Raw genomic sequence first — 12013 nt, forward strand, 5'->3', positions numbered from 1 at the left:
GTCTCAAGACGTGGGAGAGTCGGTCGCCGCCAGGCCCGCAAAGCGCAAAAAACAATCCTCTACAAATACAACAAACACCGCGGGGTGGAGCAGCCCGGTAGCTCGTCAGGCTCATAACCTGAAGGTCGCAGGTTCAAATCCTGCCCCCGCAACCAAAATTCCCATATACAGCCTGAACGTTACGAAGCCCGGTCCCAGCCGGGCTTTTTGCGTTTGGGAAATCGATCATCTCTGATGGCCAACGAGACGACGAAACCGTTCGGCCGACTGTCGCAACGGGTCTTCACGTCGCCAAAATCCAGTTCAAGGGACCGGACACGCCTGGCGGCGTTGGGCGCCCAGGTCAGTCGCACCTGCTGGAATGCTGCAACGTCATCCGCCCGGCTTCACGTGTCGGCCGAGCCAGAGCGCCTGTGCCGGCTTCGCCCGGCCTCTCTGTCAGTGCGCACAGGAAGCGATAGTCCCAGTTCAGAAGCATGGGGGCGGATTTTCGGCCGGCCCGGCATCTCGAGCTGATGCCGGACGACCCGATTGCGCGTTGAAACTCCACCAAGGATACCGGCGGCGACGATCCGCCCTTCTGTGAGGTCGCGATCACCACCAGGGTTCGCCCGCAATCCGGTGCCGCGTGGCGGGTCGGAATTGCGGGCGACAGGGACTTTGCCTTAGCCCCGCCGTGCCACACAGGCGAACCTGCGGGCTCCCAGCTTCTTGGCGACCGCTTTCCTGCCGCAGATGCACCTGCCGCCGCGAACCGTGCCGCCCTGGCAGACCACGTTCTGCCTTCTGGGGGCAGGGTTCACCCGGGACGGCGGTCTGGTTTTCGTTTTCGCCCGCGGATCGGTGCGCACGGCCTGCTTCTTCTGACAGGCGAAGGCGGCCTTCCCGATTTTCACAAGGTTGCGGTTGGGCCCGCAGCGGCACTTTCCATTGGCGACCCTGCCGCCCCTGCAGACGATCTCGACCCTTCTGGGGGTGGGGTTGGTCCGGGCAGGCCGCCGCGGTTCGGGCGGCTTGGCGACCGCAATGCACTGATACGACGCGTTTCCGGTCTTCCTGCGGATCTTGTTCTGGCCGCACTGGCAGGTGCCCCTGGCGATCCGGCCACCGACGCAGACGAGCCGTGGTTGCGGCGGCGTTGGGTTGGTGCGGGCCGGCGCCGGCGCCTTGTCGGGAGCCTTAGGGGGCGCGTGCGTGGGATTGGGTTCCGCAGTCAGGACGCCGACACCACCGCCAACGGCGGGGTTCACCCGAGGTTCGGGCTTGGGGAGGTCGTGGCCAGGGTCCCTGCGGCTGCCGGTCAGGTCGCCGATGCCGCTGCTGTGCCCGGCGGCTTTCGCGCATTGGAAGGTACGGGCCGTGAAGGCATGGTCGAGCGGGTCTCCGGGCGACACCGTCCGCAGCGTGCAACCGGCCTCGATCGTGTCGGTAATGTCGAAATTGATCAGCGTTGCGGCGCGATAATGGCTGCTGGCGACCTGCTCGGGCTGGAGAACGCCTGAGAAGTTGCCGAGCGCCCCGCAGTCCAGCGAGTAATGGATGTTGTCCGCCTTGGGCGCGTCGAACCAGACCAGCGCCGTCGCATCGCGCGGGCACGTGTAGCTCTGCGCGAGCGGACCGTTGTCGACAAACTGAAAATTGCCCTGGAACGAGGTTATCTTCGGCGTGTTGTCGTCGTCGTCGGTGCCGCTCGGCGATGCCAGTCCGCCGCCGCCCGCCCCGGTGCAGTGCAGGGTGATGTCTTTCCAGCCGGTCTCCTGGTTGAAGGTCTCGTTGACGAGATCGCGCGCGTTGAACTGGACGCTCGTCGTCCCGTCGACCTCGACCCAGCGCTCATGAACAGCCCTGAAATACCCGCCGTCGTGTTGGGCCTGTGCGTCGATGTCGTCGCTCGCAATGGCGCCGTCGCCGCGCTGTTCCCACAGCCTGAAGGACACCGGGCCTTCCTGGTTTGTCTCCATGGTCACCCGCAGCTTGGCCTTCTTGCAGCGGGTGCCGGGGGTCGGCTCGGTATAGGCGTTGGAGTAGGTGGTCAGCGTCAGGCGGATGTCGTTGACCGTCATCGGGCCCTGGTCGAAGGCGAGATCCTGGTTGTCCGGCGTATTGGGCGTATCGGTGCCGCTCGTCCTTGGAATGCCGCCGGTATCGCTCGGCGGCTTTGAATCGGGGACGGGAGACTTCGAATTCTGGCCGAGGCACTCGATCTTGAGGCCAACGAAGCCGAAGGCGGTGGCCCGGCCGAAGTCGCCATAACCCTCGTATTCGTTCAGATAATAGGGAAAGCGTTTGCGACGCTTTTCCCTGGCATCGGCATGTATGGCCAGCGGCAGCGGGTAGCTGAAGCTGTGCCCTTGCTCGGTTTCGGTCCAATTGGCATTGCAGCGATTGACGATCGCCTGCTCGTCGGTTTGGTTCAGCCTCGTGAATTCGTCGATGAGGATGTTCGCCGGGCCGGAAACCGATGTTCTGGAGTCGATGATGGCTTCTATGGGGTTGGGCTGGTTGCCGTAGGCAGTCTTGATGTAGGTCGAGAAGATATCGCGAACCGCTCCATTGGTCAGATTGCGTCCGACGCGATAGAACTCGATATAGCCGCGTGACATCTCGATGGTGACATGGATGGGGATCGTTCGCGGATGGTCGCTGATCCGGGTCCACATGCCGTTTTCCTGTTCGACGAGGATCGTCTCCACATTGAAACCACCGCTGATCTCGATGTTGTTGAATCGGGGCGGCTCCGCCGCCGCTGGCGTCGCCAGCACGCCTGCCGCGCACACGAACAGTGCCGCGGGCGACATCCTCCGGAGCAAACTTGAGGTCAACGGGCTTTCAGCAGACATAGGCTCGTCCTCGCTATCCAGCGTTGCTGCGCGAGGATATTGCGTTGCGAATGCCCGGGCTTGGGGGATGCGGCAAGGGTGAGAGCCGCACCGCGCACTGTCAGGTGGGTGGAGCCACTGGTCTGGATCTGCGCACATCCGACGGCGTCATCTTGTAGCGACGGCGGAAGGCCTGATTGAACCACGACAGATCGCCGAAGCCGGACTGATAGGCGATGGCGGTGATGCTGTGGTGGTTGAGGCGAGGATCGCAAAGCAGTTCGTGGGCTCGCTCCAGCCTTGCCGCGAGGACGTAGTCCGTGAAATTCGCGCTGGACGCGTAGAACAGGTTGCGAATGGCGCGCGGCGAGAAGCCGTGCCGGGCGGCAATCCACTCCAGCGAGAGATCGGGGTGGGAGAGATTTGCCCAGATGTCGTCCTTGATGCGGGCGAGCCGTGCCGCCCGCGCGCTATCCTTTGTTGCCTCGATGGCATCCCGGGTGGGGTCGACGGCCAGAATGAACAGATCTGTCAGCGTTTTCCTGGCCTGGAGGAGCAGCTCGCCGTCGAGCGGCCCGATATCGCTGGCGAGCGTCCTCGCATAGCCGCACAGGAGGTCGAGCGCGGCAGACTGCGGCACGCCGTGATCGAGCGCATGGTCGAGATCGCCGACGGCCGCGGCAATATGTGCGCGCGAGACGCAAATGACCTGGCTATGGCTCGTCAGCGACCAGGCGCTGTATCTCTCGTCGTTGCCCCTGAGATGCGCCGGCCCTCCCGGCCCCACGGTGACTTCATCGCGTCCATGGCGGCGGTCGTGCAGCCGCATCTGGATCGGGTGTCCCCCGCGATGGACCAGCAGGCACAGGTCGTCGTTTCCGTCGAGTGCGACATGGTTTTTCTGGCGCATGTTCGACATGCCGGACATCGTCTGGAAGCTGGCATAGGCGTTCGGCATGATGCGGAGCGAAAAGTCGAACGCCATTCGCTCGTCTTCATGGCGATCCATGAAAAAGCTGATGCTCGGCTCGAGAGCTTCCAGCAGCTTGGCTATTTCGCACGGGCCAGCTTCCGTGAATGACAGTCGATGAAAGTTGCCTTCGGTCAAATCCGCTCACTCCATTTAGAGTGCTGCCATGCTGACATGGCTGTCACCAGACGAGACGAACCGAGTGAACCGGCGGAGCATGGCCGCTGTCGGCAGAAATGAGGGCGGTTTTGTCGCCTCATGCGTGCCGCGCGGTGCATGCTTCCCCCTTGCGTATCCAGGAGCGTGCACAGGGTAACGCAGGGGCATCCATCGGGGCAATGCTCGCATGAGTTGCCGGGGCGCGCGGTCGCGCGGCCCCGTAACGTCGCTCAGCGGGAGTGGGAAGATCATCGCCTGCCGTCCGGGCAAGGACACCTGCGATCAGAAGCGTATGTTCAGCTTGAGGCTGGCCGTGTGATCCTGAAGCCCGGAGCCGAGGAGCGCCCCGTAGGCAAGGCCCATTGTGGTGTTCTGCGTGAGGTTCACATCCAGGCCCGTGTCGAACACGAACGTGTCCTGCGCCAGCGGAACGCCCGCGATGACGAAGGGAGCGCCGCCCGAAGCGAAGGCGAACTGCGATGTCGGGGTGCTGCCGAACGCATGCCGCCAGCCCACCGTGCCGCGCAAGGTTGCCTGCGTCCCGCCCAGGCTGACATCGGTCTCCGCGCGAAGGCCGACCGTGGTGAAGGTCGCATCGACAGCGCTTGAGGCGGCGGTCAGGGCTGCTGCGCCACCGCTTTCGGTGAACCCGTCGGTAGACAGGTGCACATAGGCGAGATTGGCGAAGGGCTCGAAGCGGGCCGCGCCTGCCTCGAAACGATAGCTCGCCTCGCCCCAGGCTTGCAGGGTTCGCGCGCTGTAGGATGCGCTGAGACTGTCCGTGAATCCGGTGAAGGCTACCGAGCGGGACGTGTCGAGCTGGTGCCAGCTATGGGCAAGACCGCCGGTCAGCGCGAAGGCATTCCATTCGCCGCCGCCATACAGTCCGAGCGTGTAGGTATCGGCCGTTCCGGAGGAGGACCGGTCGTCGACGCTGAAGCTTGATCGCGAGTATCCTCCGAGCACACCGAGGCGCACACCGTCCCAGACCTGCGCGTCGCCGCCCATCAGGAAGCCGCCGATAGTGCGGTCCATTGTGGCGGCATTCCCGTCGCCGTCCCATTGGCTCCAGGAGCCGAAGCCCTGTCCCCAAAGGCCGAAACTCTCGGAGATGCGATCCTCGATCCGGGTGTTCCTGCCGGAGCCGACGCCGCCACGCGCGGAACGCAGGCGGTCCATCGCCGCTTCGCGCGGGAAGCGGCTGTCCTCGAGGAGCGCGGTATGCGCGGAGGCATGCACCTCGCCCGAAAGCAGGTCGAGGGCGATGGGGGCCTCCGCGACGGCCAGTGCCAGGACGGCGTTGAACACGCTGTTTCCCGCACCGAGCGAGTAGGCGCCGCTTCCGGCCGCGCATTGATTGGCGGTCATGCCGGCGAGGCAGAAGCTGGTTGCTGCCGCCGAGGTCAGATAGACGTTGCTTGGGTCGTAGGAGAGCGTGAAACCGAGGAAGGCGTAGGTGTCGGTGACGGCATCGAAAGCGCCGCTGACGCCGGCACCCGTCGTAAGGATGGTGTAGGTGCCCGGCAGGTAGGTCGAGCCGTCGTCGGTACCGTTCTCAGGCGTGACATGCACCGTGCCGCCATTGATGGTTGCCGTCCCGGTGACATTGAGCACGTCGTTGTTGAGGCCGGCAACGAAGCCGGCATCGTCGAGTTCGATCGCGAAGACCGATCCTGTATCGAAACTGGCGGAGGCGGCGGTCATCACGCCGATGGAGTTGCCCGGAGCCAGGGTGCCGCCGGAATTGACGGTGATGGCGCCTGCCGTGCCATCGCCGCCGAAGGTGCCCCCTGTGACCAGCACGTCGCCGACCAGGCCCATGTTGCGCAGCGTCCCGCTGGAGACGGTGGTGCCTCCCGAATAGCTGTTGATGCCGCGCAGGGTCGTCATGCCGGAGCCGATGTGGTTGACCGCGGCGGAGCCGGTGATGGCGACGTTCGCGCCCGCCACCGTGCCGTCGCTGGTGAAGTAATAGTCGGCATCGCTGTGATTGAAATTGATCACCGCCGTGCCGGCCCCGCCATCGACCGTGATGGCGTCGACCACGCCCGCCGCGCCGCCCGTCCCGATGTTGAGCGTGCCGGTGGTGGGAACGACATTGGCCAGCGTCAGTTGGCCGGAGCCGACCACGATACGCCCGCCATTGGAGAGATTGAGCGTGCCGTCGCCTTGCCATCCGACATAGTTTGCGCCGGTGGTGGTCCAACTGGAGCCGGTCCCGTCGATCGTCACCGTGCCGACGCCGCCCGCCGCTGCGGCGACATAGCCTGCCGAGCTGCCTACCGAGCCGCCGCCCGAGATCTCCAGCGTGCCGACGCCGCGATTGCCGACACGCAGATTGCTGGAGTTGTTCCACGTTGCGCCGTTGACGGTGACGGTCCCGACGCCGTCGCTCTCGGAGCCGATCGAGGCCACGGTGCTGTTGACCGTACCGCCGTTGGCGACGTGCACTGCGCCGGTGCCGGACTCGCCGACAACCAGGGTGGCGCTGCTCCAGACGGATCCCAGGTCGTTCACAGTGACCGTGCCGCTGCTCGTGGCGGCGCTCCCGACATTCGCATTGCCATTGGTGACCGCGCCGAGCCCGGAAATATCCAGCCTGCCGGTGCCATCGTTGCCGACATCGAGCGTGTTGGCGATGGTCCAGGTCCCGCGATCCACTGTCACGGTGCCGACGCTGCCGTCTGAAACACCGATCACGCCGGTGTTGCTGCTGACCGTGCCCTGATTGGTGACGTTCAGTGAGCCCTGCCCCTGATCGCCGACATAGAGACTGGCCGAATTCGTCCAGGTGGACCCCGCGCCGTCGACATTCACGTGGCCGATGCTGCCCGCGTTGTCGCCGATGCGCGCCGAGCTGTTGCTCACATCGCCGGTGTTCGTGATGTTCAGCGTGGCTTCGCCGCGGCCTCCGACGATCAAGCCTGCGGCATTGACCCAGGCCGCGTTCGCGCCATTCACGTTGACGACGCCCTCGCTGCCGACCGTGTCGGCCATATAGGCCGATCCGTTCTGCACCACGGCGCCATTGGTGATGTTCAGGTTGCCCGCGCCGGCGCTTCCGACATACAGAGCGGCATTCTGAAGATCCCAGGTCGAACCCAGGTCATCGACCGTTACGGTGCCGGTGCCGCCATTGCCGATTCGCCCGACGTCGCTGCCGACGTCGCCGCCATTGGTGATGGTCAATGTGCCGGAGCCGACTTGGCCGACCGTGAGAGCCGCGCCGATGTTCCACGGATCGGGCTGCGTTCCGCCGCCCCCACCGATGACGGTTTCGCTCGCGCCGCCTTCGATGACCTGCTGCGCATGGACCGGATGGCTGACGAGTACGCTCAAAGTCGTCGAGCTCAGCAGTGCTCCGAGAGCTGTTCCCAGGAGCTTTCCGCTTGCGTTGACAAATGAACTTCCACCGATCATCGGCATTTACCCCTGGCATCTTACTCTGCGGCGCGAGGATAAGTGCATCGCGAAGGCAGGTGCTTGGGGAATCAGGCAGGGGCGAGAGCCGTTTTCGGGGTGGCAGACGCTATTTCGGTGCCGAAGTGCGTGAGGTCGGTGCCGGCTTCGTCCTTCGCCAATGACCCGTGTGCTCTGCTCGCCGGGAGCTCTGGCCGGGCGGGATTTTACCCGCCCGGCCGTCCGCTAGCCGATCAGGCGAAGGCGGGCGTTTTCGAACGCGTTCCCGTCGTCGTCGACGGGGCGGCGGGAAATCTCCTGGAACCCCAGGCGCTTGTAGAAGGCCATCGCCTGCCGGTTACCGGTGTAGACCTCAAGCGTCAGCTCGCCCTTGAGCGTCAGGGCGTGGGCGATCAGCTGACGTCCAAGCCCGGACCCCTGCCGGTCGGGCGACACGAAAATTGCCCCGGCAAACGTGCCGAGCAGGCTGATGAAGCCGCAGGGATGACCGCCCATGCAGGCGACCCAGGTCTCGGATTGCGGGAGATATCGGTCTTCGATAAGCGCTTTTTGCTCGCGCAAGCGCTGCTCCCCGACAAAGGGATGGGCCAGCAGCGAGGCTTCGAGCCAGATGTGCGACAGCTTTTTCGTATCCGTGGCCGGGTCATAGGGCCGGATGACGGCGTCATGGGTTTTCATGACAACTCCGAAGGATGGTTATGCCGAGAGGTGCGGCGACTTTTCCAAGTGCCGTTCGAGACCGCCGGGAGCGGTTGCGTTAGCTGCCTCTGCGCATAAATCTCCTTCTGCTGCTGCGCTTTTTCTAGGCTTGCCGGAATCTGCCGTCAATGTCTGGAAAGGGGCGCTCTTCCGTCAGGCGGCGCCGTGGTGCCCGTAGCACGGGGCCAGCGCAGATATGGCCTCGAAAGCCGCCTGCTTGCCGCTTTGCTTTCGGGCTTCGCCGAGGGAGAGACCTTCCGCCACGACCGCCTCGATTCGTGTCACGCCGATGAATGCGAACATCGACCGAAGATAGGCTTCCGCATGCTCGCACGGGGCCAGGGAACCGCCTTGCCGGTACTGTCCGCCGCGCGCCACGGCAAGGATGATCCGCTTGTCCCGCGCCAGCCCTTCGACGCCCGTCTCGGTATAGCGGAAGGTCTTTCCCGCGATGACGATCCGGTCGATCCATGCCTTGAGCTGGCTCGAAATGGTCAGGTTGTAGAATGCGACGCCGATGACGATGACGTCGGCGTTCATGAACTCGTCCAGGATTTCTTCGCCGAGCGCGATCTCCTGCGCCACCGCCGGGGAGGCCGCGAGGTGATCGCCGGTCAGATGCGGAACGGGAGCGGCGACCAGATCGCGATAGGTGACGTCGGTCTCCGGATTAAGGTCTTGCAGCCTTTGAACGGTCGCCCGGGACAGCTCCCGGCTCACCGAGTGCGCGCCGAGAATGCTGGAATCGACATGAAGCAGTTTCATGGGGGATCTTTCTTGAAACGTCTGGACCGGTGTTGCGCTGTCAGGAGCTCGCAAGCGGCTTCAGGCCGAGCGCCTGCAGTTGCATCACGATCAGTCCGAGGAAGATCAGGCCGATGCCGACCAGGCGGGAGAGCGTGACGGGCTTTTGAGGCAGGCCGACAAGGCCCCACTGGTCGATGATGATCGACGCCAGCATCTGGCCGGCGATGACCGCCATCATGAAGCCGGCGGCGCCGAGCTTCGGCGCAAGCATGAGCGCGCCGGTTATGTAGACGACGCCGACAATGCCGCCGATCCATATCCAGCGCGGCGCCTGCGCCAGGCCGGACAGGGTTGGCGCTCCCACCTTCGCGAGCGCCATGACGGGCACGATGCAGGCGAAGCTGACGCAAAGGGAGATGAGCGTGCCCCAAAGCGGATGGCCGAGCGACCGCCCGAGGGCGGCATTCGCCCCGGCCTGAAACGGCACAACGGCACCTGTGATGATGGCCGCGAGAATGAGAAGCAGTGAGTTGGTGTGCATGGATGAACCTCCGATGCGCACCAGATGCGGTATTTGATTTTTGGATGGAAATTCCGATAAAATATCCACAACATGCATGCGATGAATACTCTTAGAGGCATCGACCTCAACCTGCTGGTGGTTCTCGACGCGCTGCTGGCCGAGCGGCATGTGTCGCGCACGGCCGTTCGGCTGAACATGAGCCAGCCGGCCGTGAGCCACGCGCTCGCACGCCTGCGTCATCTCTTCGACGATCCCCTACTGATCCGCCGCTCCGGGCGGCTCGTGCCGAGCGCCAGGGCGCGCGAAATCGCGCCCGTCCTGACCGAGGCCCTGCGACAGGTGCGGGAGGTGCTGGGACCGGGCGGCTTCGATCCCGCCAGGGAGAAGCGGGCATTCCGTCTGGCGATGTCGGATTATGGCTCTGCGGTCGTTCTTCCCGATCTTTTGAAAAAACTGCGCCGCGAAGCGCCGGGGATCGATCTGGCGATAACCCAGTCGAGCCGCGAGGCGATGGTTCAGCTGGTTCTGGACGGCGAGTGTGATCTGGCACTGGGCGTCTTTCCCGATCTTCCCGAACGGATCGAGGCCGAGCAGCTTTTCCTGGAGCACTTCGCGTGCCTCGCGGACCGGGAGGGGCTGGCGGGGAGCGGCCGTCTCGATCTGGAGGCTTATCTCGCCCGGCCCCATATGCTCGTGGCGCTGAAGGACGAAGCGAATACCGAGATCGAGATGGCCTTGCGCGCCATCGGCCATGTGCGCCGCATCGCTGTCACGCTGCCGCATTGGGGAAATGCGCCGCGGCTGATCCAGGGCACGGATCTTGTCCTGACCGTCGCGCGGAAGGCCCTGGGGCGCTATGAGCGCGACCCGGCGCTCGTCATCTTCGAGCCGCCGTTTTCGATCCCGTCCTTTCCGTTCGTTCAGGTCTGGCATGAACGGCGTGGCGGCGATCCCGCGCATCTGTGGCTGCGCAATGCCGTCGCGCGCGTCTCGAGGTCCCTCTAGCGTCCGGCCGTTCGACCGCCCCGCGCCCCGCCCCGCCCCGCTACAACGGAGCGAGCATCAAAAGCGCACGGCGGAAGTCCGGCTCGCTGAGGACCACCTCGCCGGCGCCGAGCGTGCGGGCGTGGTTCAGGGCGCGGGAGGTGAGGTGCTGGGCGGTCTCGACCGCCTGCGGCAGGGGCAACCCGCGCGCCATCCCCGCGACGACCAATCCGGAAAACAGGTCCCCCGTTCCGGGAAGGGCGATGGGCAGATGCGCCACCGGATGGCGGCTTGCGCCCCCTGCACCGAGAACGACGCTCTCGATATGGCCTGCGGGGCTGTCTTCCAGCGCGCAGCCTGTCGCGATCAGATGGGCGCCGGGCGCCATGCGCAGGCGGGTTTGGGCCGCTTCGAGGTCGGTCAGGGTCGCGATTTCCTGCCCGGTCAGCCAGCTCAGCTCGAACGGGTTCGGGGTTGCGATGTCGGCCAGCGGCAGCAAGCGGTCGCGCATCACGTCCGCGATGGTTTCCGGCACATAGAGGCCGGGACCGGCATCACCCATGACCGGGTCGCAGACATATCTGAGGCGAGGGTTGATCGCCTTGGCTTCCGCCACGAAATCCGCCGCCATCAGCGCCACATCGAGCGAGCCGATATAGCCGGTCAGGATAAAGTCCGCCCGCTCAGGCAGGCCGCGCTCGCGTGCGCCCTGCAACAGGTCGCAGAAGAAGTCCGGCGGCAGCGCCCGGCCGCGCAGCGTCGGATAATCGGGCGTGTTGGAGAAGATCACGGTCGGGATTGCCGCCACTTCCAGCCCCGCGGCCTGCATCGGGAACAGGGCTGCGGAATTGCCCACATGGCCGAAGACGACCTGGCTCTGGATCGAGATCACGAAAGGCGGCCGGGTCATGCCGGCAGCTCCTGCAGCCAGGCGCGGAGCATGGATTGGCCGGCGCGTCTCAGCGCCGGTCCGTGCGTTCCGGCATCGCGGCGCAGGCCGGCCGGATCGATGGCGGCCTGGGCCAGCTCCACACTATGGCCGATCAGCCAACGCTCGAAGGCAGGCAGTTCGCCGGCTTCGGGGTGGAATTGCAGGCCCAGAAGCGCCGGCCCCATCGCAAAGGCCTGGGCCGGGCAGGCCGCAGTGCTGGCGAGATTGTCCGCACCGGCAGGCGTTTCGAACGCCTCGCCGTGCCAGTGCAGCACCGGCACGCCCTCAAGGGCAGAGAGTGGCCCGTTGGCACCGGCCTGCGTCAAGCTCAGCGCGGAAAAGCCGATTTCCTTGCGCGGCATCGCGGCAACCCTTGCACCGAGCGCCGCCGCCATCAGCTGTGCTCCCAGGCAGATGCCGAGCGTCGGGCGCCGGGCGGCAAGGCGCGGGACCAGCCAGTCGCGCTCCGCCGTCATGGACGGATAGGCATCGCCGTCGTTCACGCCGATCGGGCCGCCGAGCACCACCACGAGATCGGCACCGAGCGGATCCGGCAAGGGATCGATGCCGGCCTCCGCATGAACGAGATTGTAGTCTTGGTCCTCGAGCACGGCGCCGAAGCTGCCGAGGTCCTCGAAGGCAAGATGGCGCAGGATCAGGGCTGTTTTCGACATGCGGCTCCCCTTGCATTTGCAAGCCTGTCTCGCGAATATCCGGCCTGTACAAAAGTGCCAGTTTCTCAAAATCAGATAGGCCGGTTG

At 65.1% G+C, this 12013-nt stretch carries 9 protein-coding genes and 1 tRNA gene; 2 read left to right on the forward strand and 8 right to left on the reverse strand.

All coding sequences use genetic code 11. The features are described 5' to 3' along the window. Nucleotides 1–78: 78 nt before the first annotated feature. Nucleotides 79–155 (forward strand) — tRNA-Met (locus ACVJ6E_RS18265). A gap of 510 nt (nucleotides 156–665) precedes the next feature. Here the strand turns inward: ACVJ6E_RS18265 and ACVJ6E_RS18270 are convergent. From ACVJ6E_RS18270 to ACVJ6E_RS18295, 6 genes are all read right to left on the reverse strand, one after another. Further along, entirely contained in the window at nucleotides 666–2840 is a 2175-nt protein-coding gene (locus ACVJ6E_RS18270; RefSeq protein ID WP_147421915.1) for a hypothetical protein, read from the reverse strand. Between the two features lie 100 nt (nucleotides 2841–2940). After that, a complete protein-coding gene (locus ACVJ6E_RS18275) occupies nucleotides 2941–3927 on the reverse strand; it encodes a helix-turn-helix domain-containing protein (RefSeq protein ID WP_120270716.1) in 987 nt (328 codons plus the stop codon). Nucleotides 3928–4230: 303 nt separating this feature from the next. Next, nucleotides 4231–7287, reverse strand: a complete 3057-nt coding sequence (locus tag ACVJ6E_RS18280; protein WP_158592757.1) for an autotransporter domain-containing protein — start codon at nucleotides 7285–7287, stop codon at nucleotides 4231–4233. A 306-nt stretch (nucleotides 7288–7593) separates the two neighbouring features. Continuing rightward, the gene (locus ACVJ6E_RS18285) at nucleotides 7594–8046 is read right to left on the reverse strand and encodes a GNAT family N-acetyltransferase (protein ID WP_120270714.1); all 453 of its coding nucleotides are present in this window, start codon (nucleotides 8044–8046) and stop codon (nucleotides 7594–7596) included. Between the two features lie 174 nt (nucleotides 8047–8220). Beyond that, nucleotides 8221–8832 carry an NAD(P)H-dependent oxidoreductase gene (locus ACVJ6E_RS18290; RefSeq protein ID WP_120270713.1) on the reverse strand — a complete coding sequence of 204 codons (612 nt, stop codon included), beginning with the start codon at nucleotides 8830–8832 and terminating at the stop codon, nucleotides 8221–8223. 40 nt (nucleotides 8833–8872) lie between these two features. Beyond that, the gene (locus ACVJ6E_RS18295) at nucleotides 8873–9433 is read right to left on the reverse strand and encodes a DMT family transporter (protein ID WP_491676507.1); all 561 of its coding nucleotides are present in this window, start codon (nucleotides 9431–9433) and stop codon (nucleotides 8873–8875) included. Between ACVJ6E_RS18295 and ACVJ6E_RS18300 the strand changes: the two genes are divergently transcribed. After that, nucleotides 9428–10342, forward strand: a complete 915-nt coding sequence (locus ACVJ6E_RS18300; RefSeq protein WP_120270711.1) for a LysR substrate-binding domain-containing protein — start codon at nucleotides 9428–9430, stop codon at nucleotides 10340–10342. The two genes, ACVJ6E_RS18295 and ACVJ6E_RS18300, sit on opposite strands and share 6 nt — an antisense overlap. A 40-nt stretch (nucleotides 10343–10382) precedes the next feature. Here the strand turns inward: ACVJ6E_RS18300 and pdxY are convergent, their stop codons facing one another. Beyond that, nucleotides 10383–11231 (reverse strand): pyridoxal kinase, encoded by an 849-nt coding sequence (pdxY, locus tag ACVJ6E_RS18305; RefSeq protein ID WP_120270710.1) that lies wholly within the window; start codon nucleotides 11229–11231, stop codon nucleotides 10383–10385. Continuing rightward, nucleotides 11228–11926: a glutamine amidotransferase gene (locus ACVJ6E_RS18310; RefSeq protein ID WP_120270709.1), complete on the reverse strand. Its 699-nt coding sequence runs from the start codon at nucleotides 11924–11926 to the stop codon at nucleotides 11228–11230. Before ACVJ6E_RS18310 ends, pdxY begins: the two co-directional genes overlap by 4 nt. Nucleotides 11927–12013 lie beyond the last annotated feature (87 nt).

This window comes from Stappia sp. G46H5W (genome assembly GCF_058448995.1).